Raw genomic sequence first — 15,882 nt, 5'->3', positions numbered from 1 at the left:
CGAGGGTGTGAGGAGTAGTTCCTACTCCTCGACGCGCACCTCGAAGCCGGCGTCGCGGAGCTTGGCCACGACCTGGTCGCGGTGCTCGGGGCCGCGGGTCTCGATGTGCAGTTCGAGCTCCACCTGGCTGATCTGCAGGCCCTTGCCATGGCGGGTGTGCTGCACCTCCACCACGTTCGCGTTCGCCTCGGCCACGAGTTCGGCGGTGCGCGCCAGCTGGCCCGGGCGGTCGGGCAGCATGATGCGCAGCTTGAGGTAGCGGTCGCTCGCCGCCAGCCCGTGACTGATGACACGCTGCATGAGCAGCGGGTCGATGTTGCCGCCCGAGAGCACCGTGACCGTGGTGCCCGCGTTCGTCACCTTGCCCGCCAGCATGGCCGCCACGCCCACGGCGCCGGCCGGCTCCACGACCTGCTTCGCGCGCTCGAGCAGCAGCAGCAGCGCGCGGGCGGTGTCGGCCTCGGAGACCGTCACCACCTCGTCGACCAGCTCGCTGATGATCGAGAAGTTCAGGATGCCGGGCTTGGCCACGTGGATGCCGTCGGCGATGGTGGGCGTCGTCACGATGGCGAGCGGCTCCCCCGCCGCGAGGGAGGGCGGGTAGGCGGCGGCGTTCTCGGCCTGCACCCCCACGATGCGGATGGGTCGCCCGAGCTGCTCGGCCCGCTGCTTCACCGCGCTCGCGATGCCGGCGATGAGACCGCCGCCGCCGATTGGCACGACGAGGGTGTCGACATCCGGAACCTGGTCGAGGATCTCGAGCCCGAGCGTGGCCTGGCCCATCACCACGTCGATGTGGTCGAACGGCGGGATGACCACGGCACCGGTGGCCTGCGAGAACTCGGCGGCGGCGCGCAGGGCCTCCTCGACCGAGTGGCCGCGCAGCACCACGTCGGCTCCGTAGTTGCGGGTGGCCTGGAGCTTGGGCAGCGGCACACCGATGGGCATGAAGATGGTGGCCTTGATGCCGAGCTCGCGCGCGGCGAAGGCGACGCCCTGGGCGTGGTTGCCCGCGGAGGCGGCCACCACACCGCGCTGCTTCTCGTCGTCGGAGAGTGCCGAGATGCGGTTGTAGGCGCCGCGGATCTTGTAGGAGCCGGTGCGCTGGAGGTTCTCGCACTTGAGGTACACGGGCGACCCGATCACCTCGGCGAGGAAGCGCGAGCTCTCCATGGGCGTGACCTGGGCGACCTTCGACACGCGGACGCGGGCCCGCTCGATGTCGGCGAGCGAGGGGTACGCGAGCTGCGTGGTGGAATCAGTCATCGGTATCGGGATCCTTCGGGTGGGGCGCGGAGTCGGCCGCGGCCGGAGAGGAGGGGGCCGGAGAGGAGGCGGCCGGAGTAGACGAGGGCAGCGGCGACCCCGCGCCCGCGGGCACGAGGGCCGCGCCGTCTCGCCACGTGCCCCCGGCGACGTAGTTCACCATCACGTTCAGCGTCGCCACCACGGGCACCGCGAAGAAGGCGCCGGCGATGCCCGCCACCATCGACCCTCCGGCCACGGCCATCACCACGGCGAGCGGATGCACGCGCACCGCGGTTCCCATGATGAACGGCTGCAGCACGTGTCCCTCGACCTGCTGCACGAGCAGCACGATGCCCAGCATGATCAGCGCGACCACCCAGCCGTTGTAGACCAAGGCGATGAACACGGCGACCGCTCCGGTGAGCACCGCGCCGATGATCGGGATGAACGACCCCAGGAACACCAGCACCGCGATGGGGATGGCCAGCGGCAGCTGCAGGATGGCGGCTCCGATGCCGATGCCGAGGGCGTCGATGGACGCCACCAGGATCTGCACCTTGACGAAGTTCTGCAGGGTCTGCCAGCCGGTGCGACCGGCGCCGTCGGTGGCCGCACGGGCCCGCCGCGGGAACAGGCGCACGACCCAGGCCCAGATGCCCTTGCCGTCGATGAGGATGAACAGCGTGGCGAACAGGGTGAGCAGCACGCCGGCCAGCACGTGGCCGATGCCCGACCCGACGGCCGCCGCCCCCGAGACGAGCACCTGGCCGTCTTGCTGCACGGCCTCCCAGATCTGCGACACGTAGCCGTTGAAGTCGGACTCGGAGATCTTCAGCGGGCCGTCGGCCAGGAAGGTCTTGAGCTCCTGGTAGGAGTTCATCGACTGGCTGCGCAGGTCGGCGAAGCCCGAGGAGACCTGCGTGGCCACCAGGAAGATCAGCCCCGCCACCACGAGCAGGGTGCCGAGCTCGGCGGTCGTGACCGCCAGCCAGGTGGGCCAGCGATGCCGCACCAGGAAGTTCTTGAACGGCACCAGCAGCGCCGAGAGCACCACCGCGAGCATCAGCGGGATGACGAGCAGCCGCAGCTGGATGATGAGGAACACCAGCACCGCCAGCACCCCGAGCACCACCAGCACGCGCCACGACCAGGCACCCGCGATCTGCATGCCGAGCGGCACGGAGTCGAGCGGATCGCGCCGGGTTCTGCCCGGTTCTCTGTCGGCCATACGGGTCAGTCTAAGAGCGGTTGTATGCGCGCGCCCGCATGCGCCGGGATGCGCTCAGCGGGAGACGGCGACCGCCACCCGCTCGAACGACAGCAGCACGCGCCCGTCGACCTCGGGCACCTCGCCCGCGGGATGCTGCACGGTGAGCACGGTGCCGTCCTCCAGTGCGACGACCGTTCGGCGGAACGAGCCGAGGAAGCTCGAGGAGACGACCTCCGCCGGGACTCCCGCGGCAAGGTCTCCGGTGGCGAAGCTGATGTGCTCCGGCCGCACGAAGGCCACGGCGTCTCCCCCGGGCTGCGCGGTGTCGACCAGCGGCAGTCGCACCACGCCGAGGTCGATCTCGCCGTTCGTGACGGTGCCGCGCATCCGGTTGCTCGACCCCACGAACTCGGCCACGAAGGGTGTGGCCGCGTGCGAGTAGATCTCGTTCGGCGCACCGATCTGCTCGATGTCGCCCGCGCGCATCACGGCCACGCGGTCGGCGGCCGCGAGGGCCTCTTCCTGGTCGTGGGTGACGAACACGGTGGTGATGCCGAAATCCTGCTGGATGCGGCGGATCTCGTCGCGCAGCTGCACCCGCACCCGGGCGTCGAGCGCGGAGAGCGGCTCGTCGAGCAGCAGCACGCGCGGCTCGGTGACGAGGGCGCGCGCCAGGGCGACGCGCTGCTGCTGGCCGCCGGAGAGCTCGTGCGCGTAGCGCCCGCCGTAGCCGCCGAGCCCCACCATCTCGAGGGCATCGCCGGCACGCAGGCGGCGTTCGTCGGCGCCGACCTTCTGCATCCGGAGCCCGAACTCGACGTTGGCGGCCGCGGTCATGTGCGGGAAGAGCGAGTACGACTGGAAGACCATGCCGATGTCGCGGGAGCGAGCCGGCAGGCACGAGACGTCTTTGTCGTCGATGAGCACGGTGCCCTCGGTGGCGGTCTCGAGGCCCGCCAGAACGCGGAGGGCGGTGGTCTTGCCGCAGCCCGACGGGCCGAGCAGCGCCACGAGCTCCCCCGGTTCGATCACGAGGTCGATGCCGTCGAGCGCGCGGGCCCCGCCCGGGAACTCCTTCACGATGCCGCGGAGTTCGACGCGCGAGCCGGTTCGGCGGGCGGGTGCGGGTGCACCGCTCCCGGTGGCGGTGCGTGCGGGTGAGAGGGTCATCGGACTGCTTTCTGTGACGGGGTGCGGCGAGGTTTCGGAGCGGCACGGGTGCGGCCGCCCGTGGGCGCGCCGCCGATCCGGCCGATCACCAGCAGCAGGAGGAACGCGAACAGCAACGCGATCAGCGCGATGATCACGGCGATGTACGGGTCGGCCTTCGAGACGACCACGAGCGCCGTCTGCAGGTTCACCCGGTTCAGCAGCGCCGCGATCGTGAACTCGCCGAGCACCACGGCCACCGAGATGAACGCGGCGGCCAGGAGCCCGCGACGCAGGTTCGGCACCACCACGCGGAAGAGGATGGTGGCCCACCCCGCGCCGAGCGACCGCGCCGCCTCGCTCAGCGTCACCACGTCGATCGCGGCCAGGTTCGCCTGGATGGCGCGGTAGGCGTACGGCAGCACGATCACGCCGTAGGCGAAGCCCAGCGTCCACACCCCGCTGCCGAACAGTCGGGCGATCACCGAGTAGACCGGCGCCAGCCCCACCACGAGCACGATCGCGGGAATGGTGATGGGCAGCAGGCACACGAACTCCAGCACCCGCTGCAGAGCCGGGAACCGGATGCGCACGAGCACCATGGTCGGAACGAGCAGCACCAGCATGACCGCCACGGTCACCACGGCCAGCAGCAGGGAGTTGCCGAGACCGGTGACGATGGGCTTGTACTCGCCCGTGAGCCCACCGTCGGCACCGAACAGCTTCGCCCAGCGGTCGAGCGTGTAGCCGCCCGCGAGTCCGCCGCGCAGGGTGAACTCGAGCATCGAGGCGATGGGGATGAGGAAGACCAGGGAGATCACGCCCACGATCACCCAGCGCACCAGCCGCGAGGGCCCGGGGTGCACGCCCGGAACGACGGAGCCGCCGCTCATCGCACCCACCTCGCGGCACGGCGCATGAGCAGGGAGTAGAGGGTCATCACGACCACCATCACCACGATCATCCCGAGGGCGAGCGCCCCGGCGAGGTTCTCGTGGCCGAGCACGGTCTCGCTGGTGAGGGCGCTGCGGATCTGCAGCGGCACGATCTGCGACCCCTGGCTGGTGAGCGCGGCGGCGGTCGCGAACGATGAGAACGCGTTCGCGAACAACAGCAGCAGACTGCCGAGGAACGAGGGCAGCAGCACCGGGATGCCGATGTGCCGCCAGTAGCTGCCGATGCTCCCCCCGAGCATGGCGGTGGCCTCGGCCCACTGGGGTTTGAGGCTCTCCAGAGCGGGAGCGAAGGTGATGATCATCAGCGGAACCTGGAAGTAGATGTACGGCAGGATGAGCCCGGGCACGTCGTAGAGCCACACGCCGTTCGCGAAGATGTCGACTCCGAGCCGGTCGCGCAGCAGCACGGTGACCGTGCCCTGGATGCCGATGGTGGCCACGAAGGCGAACGCGAGCATCACGCCGCCGAACTGGGCGAGCACACCGCTCGCGGAGTCGACGATGGAGCGCAACGCGCCCGTGGGCTTCGCGCCGATCAGGGCGTAGCAGAACAGGGCGCCGAGGAGCGCGCCGATCACGGCCGTGAGCGCCGAGAGCCAGAGCGAGTTGCCGAAGGTGTTCAGGATGACCGGGTCGCCGAGGGCGGCCAGGTTGTCGAGGGTGAAGGCGCCGTCACCGTCGAAGAGGCCGGTACCCACCGCGATCACGGTCGGCAGGGCGAGGAATAGCACGATGTAGGCCGTAAACGGCACGAGTCCGAACACGCTGCCGTTGATCAACGACGAGAACCGCCCGGGCCCCTGAGGCGCCCGGGAGCCCCGGGGCGACGAGGTCGCCCCGGGGTCCGGCGCCGGCACGGCCGGCGAGAGCAGGTCGGTCACTGAACCGCCGACGCCCACTTCTCACCGAGCAGCGCCGAGGCGGCCGCAGCCTGGTCGGCGTCGGGCACGACGGTCTCACCGGGCACGGTGGGGAGCGCCTTGAAGAGGTTCTCGTCGATCGTGCCGGCCTCGGCCATGGCCTCGGCGCGCACGGGGCGGGCGCCGCCGGCGAGCCAGAGGTTCTGGGCCTCGTCGCTGTAGAGGAACTCCTGCCAGAGGCGGGCGGCGGCGGGGTGCGGCGCGTCGACGTTCACGGCCTGGTTGTAGTAGCCCGCGTAGCCGGTGCCCGGGAGGATGGTGACCTTCCAGTTGCGCTGGCCCTCGAGGTCTTTGCCGTAGCCCAGGTTCAGGTAGTCCCAGTCGAAGACGACGGGGGTCTCACCGCTCGCGATGGTCGCGGGGGTCGGGTCGATCTTCACGAAGTTGCCGGCCTTCTGCAGGTCGGAGAAGAAGTCGATGCCGGGCTGGAAGTCGTCGACCGATCCGCCGTTCTGCACCGCGGCGAGGCCCACGGCCGCGAAGGCCGCACCGGCCTGGGTCGGGTCGCCGTTGATGGCCACCTTGCCCTTGTAGTCGGCGCCGAGCAGGTCGTCGAGGCTCTTCGGCTCCGGAACGGCGTCGGGGTCGTAACCGATGGCCATGTACCCGCCGTAGTCGCCCACCCAGAGTCCCGACTGCTCCTTGAGCGCATCCGGGATGTCGGCCCAGGTCGACACCTGGTACGGCGCGAACTGGTCGGTGTTGGCGAGCGCGACCGCGGCGCCCACGTCGAACACGTCGGGGGCGGTGTCCTGGCCGGCGAGGTTCTTGGCGGCCTGGATCTCCTCGGCGCTGGACGCGTCGGGGGTGGCCTCGTTGATGGTGATCTCGGGGTACTTCTCGGCGAAGGCGTCGAGCACGGCACCGTAGTTGGCCCAGTCGCGCGGCAGGGCGATCACGTTCAGCGAGCCCTCGGCCTTGGCTGCGGCCTCGAGGCCCTCAAGTCCGCCGAAGGCGTCGAGGTTGGTGGCGGTCTTGGCGTCGACGGCGTCGCCCGAACCGGAGTCCGAGGCGGAGGCGTCGGCCGAGCAACCGGCGAGTCCCAGGGCGAGAGCAGCGGCGATGGCCGTGCCGGCGATCGCGAAGCGCTTGGTGAGCAAGAGTGTCCTCCATCGTGTCGGCGGCCGGCCGCCCGGGCTGTTGTCGGGCTGTTGCGGCACCGGCGAGGCCGACATCTGGACAGTAGGAGCGTCGCGCGTCGGGGGTCCGTCGTCGCCGTGAACCGGGGATGAACGACCGGTTACGCCGCTGTCGGGGGTGGTGGGTAGGGTTCAGGCGTGGCCGAAACCCTCTCCCCCGCACTGGCGCGGCGCGTCGCGTTGGCCGCGCAGGGTTTCGGCGGGCGGGGTTTCGGCGGTCGGGGTGGTCGAGCGGATGTCCGTGCCGACGCCGCGCCGGGCACACGCCAGTTCAACCTGCTGCTCCGGCGACTCGCGCTGCTGCAGATCGACTCGGTGAACGTTTTCGAGCGCAGCCACTACCTGCCCGTGTTCGCGCGGCTCGGAGCCTACGACAAGGCGCTGCTCGACAAACTCAGCTACGGTCGGGGCGTCACCGAGTACTGGGCGCACGAGGCGTCGTTCCTGCCCCTGGAGTCGCTGCCGCTGATGGAGTGGCGGAAGGCCGAGTACCGCGATTACTTCGCGGCGCGTCCCGATTCGTGGGGAGCCTCGAACGGCTCCACCCTCGAGTGGCTGCGGGCCGAGCTGGCGGCGAAGGGGCCGTTGCGGGCGAGTGAGATCGAGCACGAGTCGAACCGGCGGCAGGGTCCGTGGTGGGGCTGGTCGGATGTGAAGCGCGGGCTCGAGACGATGTTCCGCCAGGGCGACGTGGTGTCGGCCGGGCGCACGCGGTTCGAGCGGGTGTACGGGTTGCCCGAGCAGGTGCTGCCGACATCCGTTCTGAACGCCTCGGTGTCACGCGACGACGCGATCGCCGAGCTCGTGTCGCAGTCGGCCCGCGCGCTCGGGGTGGGCACGCTCTCCGACCTGGCCGACTACTTCCGGCTCAAGCAGGCGGATGCGCGGGCCGCGGTGAACCGGCTCGTCGACGAGGGCGAATTGCTGCCGGTGACGGTGCCGGGTTGGAACCGCGAGGCGTGGCTGCACCGCGATGCCCGGCTGCCGCGGCGGCTCGAGGCGGCGGCGCTGCTGTCGCCGTTCGACCCGGTGGTGTGGGAGCGGGCGCGGGCGCTGCGCATGTTCGACTTCCACTACCGCATCGAGATCTACACGCCGCAGCCCAAGCGCGTGTACGGGTACTACGTGCTGCCGGTGCTGATCGACGACCGCATCCCGGCCCGCCTCGACCTCAAGAGCGACCGTCAGGCCGGCGTGCTGCGGGTGCAGGCTGCCTGGGCCGAGCCGAACCTCGAGCCGGCCGACGTGCCCCGCATCGCGGCCCTCCTCCGCTCCACGGCCGCCTGGCAGGGCCTCCCGGCCCCCGTCGAGGTCATGCCCCGCGGCACCCTGGCCCCCGCCCTCCGCGCCGCCCTGGCCGCCACCCCCACCTGACCCACCCCACGTGACCCACCCCCACAACTCGTCCCATTCCGGCCAGCACGACGGCGTGTCGCCCCGATTCGGGACGAGTCGCGGGGTGCCGACCGGGCCGGCACGCCACCCCGAAGGGACGGGACGCGGCACCATCCCGGTTCAGGCGGGCGCGGCGGCCGCGACGGCGCGCCCGCCGGTCGGAGCGGCCACGACCGTGGTGGCCCGACACTCACCCGCAAGGTGCGCCGCAGAGGCGGCGGCGCACAGCGAGGGCCCGGCGAAGCCGGACCCTCGCGCAGCTAGAAGGCCCCGCCCATCTTGCGCAGCCGCTCCACCCGGTCGGGGATGGGCGGGTGCGTGGCGAACAGCCGGGCCATGGCGCCGGGCTTCGCAGGGTCGGCGATCCACATGTGCGCCATCGACGACGACTGGCGCTGCATCGGCCGGCCGTACGTGGCGAGCTTCTGCAGGGCGCTGGCGAGCGCATCCGGGTGGCGGGTGGTGAGCGCCCCGGTGGCGTCGGCGAGGTACTCGCGCTGGCGGGAGACGGCCAGCTGAACCACCGTGGCCACGAGCGGTGCGATCAGGATGGCGACCAGCCCGAACACCATCACGATGGGGTTGCCGTTGTTGTTGTTGTTGCGGCCGAAGAAGGCCATGCGCAGGAACATGTCGGCGATGAACCCCACGGCCACCACCAGCCCGAACACGATCATCGACACCCGGATGTCGTAGTTGCGCACATGCCCGAGTTCGTGCGCCATGACGCCTTCGAGCTCCGCGTCGTCCAGGAGCGCGAGGAGCCCGGTGGTGGCGGCGACCACCGCGTGCTGCGGGTCGCGCCCCGTGGCGAAGGCGTTGGGGGCCGGGTCGTCGATGACGTAGACCTTGGGCATCGGCGTACCGGTGCTGATTGACAGGTTCTCGACGATGCGCCAGAGCCTCGGGTCGTCACGCTTCTGGATCTCGTGGGCACCGCTCATGGCGAGTGCCTGGCCCGACGCCGCGAAGTACTGGATGAGGGCGTATCCGATCGCCACCACCACCGTGATGATCACGATGGCGTAGTTGCCGTAGATGTAGCTGGCCAGCCACCCGAGCCCTCCGATGATGAGGAGGAACAGGGCGATGATGACGACGGTGTTGCGCTTGTTCTTGGCTATCGCGGAGTACATCGAACCTCAGGTCAGAACTGCACGCGCGGCGGCTCTGCGATGGCCGCCACGTCGGTGACCTCGAAGAACTCGCGCTCGGTGAATCCGAGTCGACGGGCGAAGAGGGTGTTCGGGAACTGCTTGATCTTGGTGTTCAGCTCGCGCACACCGCCGTTGTAGAAGCGGCGCGAGGCCTGCACCTTGTCTTCGGTGTCGACGATCTCGGCCTGCAGCTGCAGGAAGTTCTGGCTCGCCTGGAGCTGCGGGTAGGCCTCGGCCACCGCGAAGATGCTCTTCAGCGCGTTCTGCATGTGGTTCTCGGCCTCGGATGCCTGAGCCGGCCCCTGGGCCGACAGCGTCTCGGCGCGGGCCCGGGTGACGTTCTCGAACACGGCCTTCTCGTGCGCCGCGTAGCCCTTCACCGACTCGATCAGGTTGGGCAGCAGGTCGGCGCGACGCTTGAGCTGCACCGTGATGTCGCTCCAGGCCTCGTCGACGCGCACGTTCAGCGTGACGAGCGAGTTGTAGGTGGCCCAGAGGTAGATGCCGATGATCGCGATGATGACGACGACGACGATGAGCGGGATCAGCCATTCCATGGGCCGAGTATACCGAGGGTTCCGCCTGTTCTCAGGGCGGCCGTAGCGTCCTCACAGCATCACCGCGACTCGGCGAGCAGCCTCAGCCAGCGGTAGGAGTCCTTCGGCGTGCGGGTGAAGTCGTCGAAGTCGACGTGCACGAGCCCGAACCGCTGCGTGAAGCCGGCGGCCCACTCGAAGTTGTCCAGCAGCGACCACACGTAGTAGCCGCGCAGGTCGATTCCGGATGCCGCGCCCCGCCCTTGCACGGCATCGAGTGCGGCCAGCAGGTGGCCCGCCAGGTAGTCGACCCGGGAGCCGTCGCGCACGTGCGGCGTGCCGTCGGCTTCGTCGAGCTCACGCACATCCGGGAACGAGGCGCCGTTCTCGGTGATGAACACGGGCGGCAGCGCGTCGCCGTAGCGCTCGGCCAGCTCGTCGAGCGAGGTGCCGAGGAACTCGGGCGCGATCGGCCAGCCGAAGCCGGTGCGCGCGAACTCCGGCCACGGTGCGAGGTGGAAGGGCAGCGAGCCCATCGCGGCCGAGGCGCCGTCGGGGGTGTCGGTGCCGCCCGAACCCGCCGCGATGCGGGTGGGCAGGTAGTAATTGAGGCCGTAGAAGTCGAGCTTCTGCCCGATCAGCGCCAGGTCGGCCGGGTCGGCCTCTCCGAGTGCCGAGAACAGCGGCTCGAACCCCTCGGGGAACTCCGGATAGCGCCCCAGCAGCACCGGGTCGGCGAAGATGCGGTTGTGCAGCACGTCGAACAGCCCGGCGAACGTCGTGTCGGCTTCCGAATCGCTCGCCGGCACCACCGGCGAGTGCACGTTCACGATGCCCACCTCACCGCGCACCCCCGCGCCGCGGAGGGCCTGCACCGCCAGCCCGTGGCCGAGCAGCTGGTGGTGGGCGCTCGGCAGGGCGTTGAACAGCCGGGTGGCGCCGGGGGCGTGCAGGCCCAGCGCATACCCGTTCAGTGTCACGGTGGCCGGTTCGTTGATGGTCGCCCAGCGCGGGATGCGGTCGCCGAACCGCTCACCCAGCAGGAAGGCGAAGTCGCCGAACCGGAGGGCGGTGTCGCGCGACATCCACCCGCCGGCGAGCGCGTTGGGCGTGTCCCAGTGGAAGATGGTGGCCATCGCGTCGACACCGGCCGCGTCGAGCTCGTCGAGCAGCCGCTCGTAGAAGTCGACGCCGGCCGGGCGGAGGGCTCCTCGGCCCTCGGCCTGCAGCCGAGGCCAGGAGAACGAGAAGCGGTAGGAGTCGGCGCCGAGATCGCGCAGCAGCGCCACGTCGGCGGGCATGCGGTGGAAGTGGTCGGCGGCGCGGTCGGCGGTCGACCCGTCGAGGATGCGGCCCGGCTGGGTGGTGAACGCGTCCCACACCGACTCGCCCCGGCCGCCCTCGTGCGTGGCTCCCTCGATCTGGAAGGCGCTGGTGGCGGTGCCGAGCACGAAGCCCTCCGGCAGGCGGGAGCCGAGCTCGCGGGCGTACTCGCGCCGCTCCTCAGGGGTGAGTCGCAGGGCGCCGCTCACGCTCCGAGCACCCGGTCGAGGTAGACGTTGGTGAAGGTGCGCTCCGGGTCGAGCCGGTCGCGCAGCGCCACGAAGTCGGCGTGGCGCGGGTAGAGCTCGGCCAGGTGGGCGGCGGTTCGGGTGTGCAGCTTGCCCCAGTGGGGCCGGCCGGAATGCGCGGTCATGATCTCCTCGACGGCTTCGAAGTACTCCCGGTGATTCTCCCTGAAGTAACGGTGCACCGCGAGGTAACCGCTGTCGCGCCCCGACGCGGTCGACAGCCAGAGCCCGTCCGAGGGGGCGAAGCGCACCTCGATCGGGAACGAGATGCGCCAGCCGCGCTGCCGGATGAGCGCGTCGACGTCACGCAGCACGGCGGGGACGTCCGCGGCGGGCACCGCGTACTCCATCTCGCGGAAACGAACCGTGCGGCGGGTCGTGAACACCCGGTGCGAGAGGTCGGAGAACTCGCGGTTCGACCAGAGGCGCTCCGCGAGGGTGTTCACCGTCGGCACGATGGCGGGCAGCATCCGGCCGGCGGCACAGGTGACCCGGTACACGCCGTTGGCCAGCAGGGTGTCGTCGACGAACGAGCTCGCCCGGGTGAGGGGCCGCGTGGGGGCGTGGGCGGGCAGCCTCGTGTTGGTCTTGGTGGCGGCGGTGCTCGTGTGCGGGAACCAGTAGAACTCGAAGTGATCCGATCCGTCGACGTGCTCGTCGAGCCCGTCGAGCACCTCGGCCAGGGGCAGCGGACGTTCCACGGCGTGCAGCACGAAGGCGGGCACGCACTGCAGCGTCACCTCGACGATGATGCCGAGCGCGCCGAGCGAGAGCGCGGCGGCGGGCAGCAGCTCGCTGTTCTCCGTCTCGTCGATGCGCAGCAGGTCGCCGTCGGCGGTCACCAGGGTGAGTCCCACCACCTGCGTGGCGAGGCCGCCGAAGCGGGCACCGGTGCCGTGGGTACCGGTGGAGATGGCGCCGCTGATCGACTGCTGGTCGATGTCGCCCATGTTCGCCAGGGCGAGCCCGTGCGGTCGCAGCAGGCGGGGCAGGTCGAACAGTCGGGTTCCGGCGAAGAGCGTCACCCGCTCTCGGTCGCGGTCGACCGACACGATGCCGCTGAGGTCGTCGAGCTCGAGCAGCACCCCCGTGGCCACCGCGATACCGGTGAAGCTGTGCCCCGCGCCCACCGCTTTCACCCGGAGGCCGCTCGAGGTCGCGGCGCGCACCGCCCGCTGCACGGCCCCGATCGACGCGGGCCGCTCGATGCGCACCGGTTTCACCCGCTCGGTGCGCGACCAGTTGCGCCACACCCCGTTCGACGCCGTCACAGGAAGGCCTTCCCCTCGCCGCGGTAGCTCGGCACCACGCCCACCACCGTCTCGTCCTCCACCAGGCAGAACTCGTTCACATGCTCCGAGAGCTCACCCGATTTCGTGTGCCGCAGCCACACCCGGTCGCCCACGGCGAGCGCCGCCGCCGCGCGCCCGGAGAGCGGGGTCTGCACCTCACCGGCCATCTCGCGGGCCTGCATCCTGACGCCGGTGGGCCACACGATCTCGGGCAGCCGGTCGGCGGCGGGCGGGCCGGATGCGACCCAGCCGCCGCCGAGCAGCGTGGCCATGTCGGGCCGGGGTTTGCGCACCACCGGCAACGAGAACGCCGCCGCCGGTGCCGGTGAGAACCGCGAGTAGGTGTCGAACAGGTGTCCGCCGAACAGGCCCGAGCCCGCGGCGACCTCGGTGACCGACGGGTCGGAGCTGGTGCTCTCGAGCGATCCGGTGCCACCGCCGTTCACGAACTCGAGCGGGGCGATCCGGCGCACCGCCTCCACCACGGCACCGCGACGCTCGGCGAGCTCGGCCACCGAGCCGTGCTGCATCCAGTCGATCACGTGGCCCTTCACCAGGCGGTCGGCGATCGAGGCGCGCGGCCGGTTGCCGACGCCCGCGATCTGCGACTCGTAGGCCATCATGCCCACCAGGGCGAACCCGGGGCGTCGCAGCACCTCCTCGGCGAGGCGCCGGGCGTCGTCGACCGTCGACACCGGCGACCGCCACACGCCCAGCCGGCCGAGACCGGGGGCGGTGAACGACGCGTCGAGCTCGATCGCCACGCGGATCGGCGGGCGGGCCGAGGGAGCGACGACCGAGTCGATAAGGTCGAGGTGGGCGACCGAGTCGATCATCAGCGTGACCCCGGAGGCGGCGTGCTCGTCCGCGGCCAGTTCGCGGATGGCGGCGCGGTCGGCCGTGGGGTAGCCCACCACGATGTCGGGGGTCTCGTCGGGCCGGCAGGCGGCGAGCCAGAGGGCCTCGGGGAGCGTGTAGGCGAGGATGCCGGCGTACCCGGGCAGCGCGAGCACCGCATCCTGCACCGCGCGCACCCGGATCGACTTGCTGGCCACCCGGATGGGCATGCCGTTCGCCCGGCCGAGCATCGATCGGGCGTTGTGGATGAGAGCCTCGAGACCGATCACGGCCACCGGGGGCTCGCGGTCGGCGGTGGCGGCGGTGAGGCCGCGCCAGTAGCGCAGGGAGTCGCGCCAGCGGCCGGGCTCGGCGGGCGAGCGGTCGAGGTCGAGGGGCGGATGCGCGGATTCCGCGGCGGGCCGGGTGGGCCCGGCGGGTGCGGCCGGGGTGGGCTCGGGCCCGGCGGGCGGGGTGGGCTGGTCGGTCATCGAACGCTCCTGACACGGCTGACGGCGAGGGCCCCGCCGAAGCCGAACACGGCCGAGACGAGGAAGAGGGCGGGGAAGCCGCCGAGCCAGGTGACCACGGCCGCGCCGGCGAGCGGGGCGATGGCCTGGGGCACGGCGGTGGCGATGTTCATGATGCCGAGGTCTTTCCCGCGCGAGGCGGGGTCGGGCAGCACCTGCGTGGCGAGCGCCTGGTCGACCGAGAGGAAGCAGCCGTAGCCGAGCCCCAGCAGGGCGGCACCGATCATGGTGGCGGTGAGCTCGGGCACGAGGGCCAGCAGCAGCGCGGCCACCGCCTGCAGCACGGCGGCGGCGAGCACGAACACGCGTCGGCGGCGCAGGCGGTCGGAGAGGGCTCCGGCCACCACCGAGGCCAGCACCACGAAGATCGTGTAGATGACGATCAGCACCAGCAGGTCGTCCTCGGCGTTCGGATCGCGCAGTCCGAACATCAGGAAGTAGAGCAGCAGCGTGGTGCCGAGCGCGTTGCCTATGTTCACCAGGATGCGGCTGAGCAGCGTCCAGCCGAAGTCGGGATGGGCGCGCGGGCTCACCCACATGCTCTCGACGAGGGCCCGGAAGGTGAGGGGCGGGCGGTCGTCCCGGCGCAGCCGGGCATCCGGAACCAGCAGGCAGAACGGGGTCACCAGCAGCACCAGCAGCACGGCCATGGCCGTGTAGCCGAGCAGCTGGCCGGTGAAGAGCATCGTGGCCAGCAGCACACCAAGGATGAGGCCCACGGCCTGGGGCGCGGAGATGAAAGCCGAGACGAGGCCGCGCTGGTGCACGGGCACCTGGTCGGAGATGGCGGCGGTGAGGGCGGAGGAGAGCACGCAGAAGCCGATGATGGCGAGGGTCCAGAAGACGCCGATGCCGACGAGGGTGGTCTGCAGGCCCAGGAGCGCCAGGGCGACGGCGAACAGGAGCGTGCCGCCGGCGATCCACGGGCGGCGGCGGCCGAAGCGGGAGGTGGTGCGGTCGGAGAGCGCGCCCGTGAGCGGGAACGCGAGCAGGGCGAAGACGCCGGCGATGGCGGAGACGACGCCGAAGGCCACCACGCTGTCGGTCCAGGCGGGGGCGTCGAGCTGCTCGTCGATCTGCAGCGGGAGCAGCAGTTGCACGGGAGTGAGCTGCGCCATCCAGATGCCGAGCCAGGCCGCGCCGAACAGCGCGATCCAGCGGCCGCCCACGCGGCGGGTGGGTTCGGCGAGCGCCGCCGGGGCGAGGGAGGGATCGGTCATGCGGTGCTCCCGGTTCGTGTGGGGTGGGCGGGGCGGGGTTTGGATGCGGGCACAAGCGGGCGGGCCTCGGCGGCGAGGGCGCGCGCCGCGAAGGCGGCGGTCGCGGCCGCTCGGGCGTCGCGGGCGGCCGCCGCCTCGGCGGTGGAGGCGCCGGCGGCGAGCCACGCGAGGGTGAGGCCGTCGGTGAGGGCCACCAGCTCGGCGGCGACCTCGTTCACGGGGCGCGACCACGCGCATCCGGTGCGGGCGGCGGCCTCGGTGAGCGAGCCGGCCGCGAAGGCGCGATACGTCTCGTACTGGCGCGCGGCGAGGTGCTCGAGACCCGGGGTGCGCATGGCGTGCTGCGTGAGCTCGAACATGGCGCGCTCCCGCAGCGGATCGGCACGCACCCCGTCGAGGTAGCGGAGCAGCCCGCGCTCGAGCAGCGACTCGAGGCCCTCGCCCTCGGTGGCGGGCACCTCGAGCACCACCTCGGTGCGGGAGATGACGTCGTCCACCAGCTCGGCGAGCAGTTCCTCGCGCGAGGCGAAGGCGTAGTGGAAGCTCGCCAGCTTCATGCCGGCCTCCTCCACCACGGCTCGCGTGGTGGCACCGGCCACCCCGGCCCGGGAGATCACGGCGAAGGCCGCGGCCAGCAGGCGACGGCGGCGCTCGGCGACGGGCAGGCGGGCCATGCTCCCCCTCGCGATCGGCGGTACCCGGATGCGGACGACTGGGTCATC

General features: G+C 71.4%; 14 protein-coding genes. 1 reads left to right on the top strand and 13 read right to left on the bottom strand.

Annotation, left to right across the window (positions count from 1 at the left end; all coding sequences use genetic code 11):
• Nucleotides 1-21 precede the first annotated feature (21 nt).
• The 6 genes from ilvA to ACEXOR_RS12590 are packed head-to-tail and all read right to left on the bottom strand — an operon-like array spanning nucleotide 22 to nucleotide 6,583.
• A complete protein-coding gene (gene ilvA, locus ACEXOR_RS12615; protein WP_374850015.1) occupies nucleotides 22-1,266 on the bottom strand; it encodes a threonine ammonia-lyase in 1,245 nt (414 codons plus the stop codon).
• A complete protein-coding gene (locus ACEXOR_RS12610) occupies nucleotides 1,259-2,476 on the bottom strand; it encodes an AI-2E family transporter (RefSeq protein WP_374850014.1) in 1,218 nt (405 codons plus the stop codon). Before ACEXOR_RS12610 ends, ilvA begins: the two co-directional genes overlap by 8 nt.
• 54 nt (nucleotides 2,477-2,530) lie before the next feature.
• Nucleotides 2,531-3,628, bottom strand: a complete 1,098-nt coding sequence (locus tag ACEXOR_RS12605; protein ID WP_374850013.1) for an ABC transporter ATP-binding protein — start codon at nucleotides 3,626-3,628, stop codon at nucleotides 2,531-2,533.
• Nucleotides 3,625-4,500 carry an ABC transporter permease gene (locus ACEXOR_RS12600; protein WP_374850012.1) on the bottom strand — a complete coding sequence of 292 codons (876 nt, stop codon included), beginning with the start codon at nucleotides 4,498-4,500 and terminating at the stop codon, nucleotides 3,625-3,627. The genes ACEXOR_RS12605 and ACEXOR_RS12600 overlap by 4 nt, the downstream gene beginning before the upstream one ends.
• Nucleotides 4,497-5,444, bottom strand: coding sequence for an ABC transporter permease (locus ACEXOR_RS12595; protein WP_374850011.1), 948 nt, complete (start codon nucleotides 5,442-5,444; stop codon nucleotides 4,497-4,499). Before ACEXOR_RS12595 ends, ACEXOR_RS12600 begins: the two co-directional genes overlap by 4 nt.
• Entirely contained in the window at nucleotides 5,441-6,583 is a 1,143-nt protein-coding gene (locus ACEXOR_RS12590) for an ABC transporter substrate-binding protein (protein WP_374850010.1), read from the bottom strand. The genes ACEXOR_RS12595 and ACEXOR_RS12590 overlap by 4 nt, the downstream gene beginning before the upstream one ends.
• A gap of 177 nt (nucleotides 6,584-6,760) precedes the next feature.
• On the opposite strand from ACEXOR_RS12590, the gene ACEXOR_RS12585 reads away from it, so the two are divergent.
• Nucleotides 6,761-7,996: a winged helix-turn-helix domain-containing protein gene (locus ACEXOR_RS12585; protein ID WP_374850009.1), complete on the top strand. Its 1,236-nt coding sequence runs from the start codon at nucleotides 6,761-6,763 to the stop codon at nucleotides 7,994-7,996.
• Nucleotides 7,997-8,277: 281 nt separating this feature from the next.
• On the opposite strand, the gene ACEXOR_RS12580 is transcribed toward ACEXOR_RS12585, so the two are convergent.
• The 7 genes from ACEXOR_RS12580 to ACEXOR_RS12550 are packed head-to-tail and all read right to left on the bottom strand — an operon-like array spanning nucleotide 8,278 to nucleotide 15,834.
• Nucleotides 8,278-9,153, bottom strand: a complete 876-nt coding sequence (locus ACEXOR_RS12580; RefSeq protein ID WP_374850008.1) for a M48 family metalloprotease — start codon at nucleotides 9,151-9,153, stop codon at nucleotides 8,278-8,280.
• An 11-nt stretch (nucleotides 9,154-9,164) separates the two neighbouring features.
• Nucleotides 9,165-9,731 carry a LemA family protein gene (locus tag ACEXOR_RS12575; protein ID WP_374850007.1) on the bottom strand — a complete coding sequence of 189 codons (567 nt, stop codon included), beginning with the start codon at nucleotides 9,729-9,731 and terminating at the stop codon, nucleotides 9,165-9,167.
• A 59-nt stretch (nucleotides 9,732-9,790) separates the two neighbouring features.
• Nucleotides 9,791-11,242, bottom strand: coding sequence for a glycoside hydrolase family 1 protein (locus ACEXOR_RS12570; RefSeq protein WP_374850006.1), 1,452 nt, complete (start codon nucleotides 11,240-11,242; stop codon nucleotides 9,791-9,793).
• Nucleotides 11,239-12,552 (bottom strand): D-arabinono-1,4-lactone oxidase, encoded by a 1,314-nt coding sequence (locus ACEXOR_RS12565; protein WP_374850005.1) that lies wholly within the window; start codon nucleotides 12,550-12,552, stop codon nucleotides 11,239-11,241. Before ACEXOR_RS12565 ends, ACEXOR_RS12570 begins: the two co-directional genes overlap by 4 nt.
• Complete coding sequence (locus ACEXOR_RS12560; protein ID WP_374850004.1) at nucleotides 12,549-13,901, bottom strand: alanine racemase; 1,353 nt, start codon at nucleotides 13,899-13,901, stop codon at nucleotides 12,549-12,551. Before ACEXOR_RS12560 ends, ACEXOR_RS12565 begins: the two co-directional genes overlap by 4 nt.
• Nucleotides 13,898-15,160 (bottom strand): MFS transporter, encoded by a 1,263-nt coding sequence (locus ACEXOR_RS12555; protein ID WP_374850003.1) that lies wholly within the window; start codon nucleotides 15,158-15,160, stop codon nucleotides 13,898-13,900. The genes ACEXOR_RS12560 and ACEXOR_RS12555 overlap by 4 nt, the downstream gene beginning before the upstream one ends.
• Nucleotides 15,157-15,834 (bottom strand): TetR/AcrR family transcriptional regulator, encoded by a 678-nt coding sequence (locus ACEXOR_RS12550; RefSeq protein WP_374850001.1) that lies wholly within the window; start codon nucleotides 15,832-15,834, stop codon nucleotides 15,157-15,159. The genes ACEXOR_RS12555 and ACEXOR_RS12550 overlap by 4 nt, the downstream gene beginning before the upstream one ends.
• Between the last annotated feature and the right edge of the window lie 48 nt (nucleotides 15,835-15,882).

Source organism: Herbiconiux liangxiaofengii, from assembly GCF_041927335.1.
Lineage (GTDB): Bacteria > Actinomycetota > Actinomycetes > Actinomycetales > Microbacteriaceae > Herbiconiux > Herbiconiux liangxiaofengii.
The sequence above is the reverse complement of the archived record's forward strand: the minus strand, read 5'-3'. Positions and strand labels throughout refer to the sequence as shown.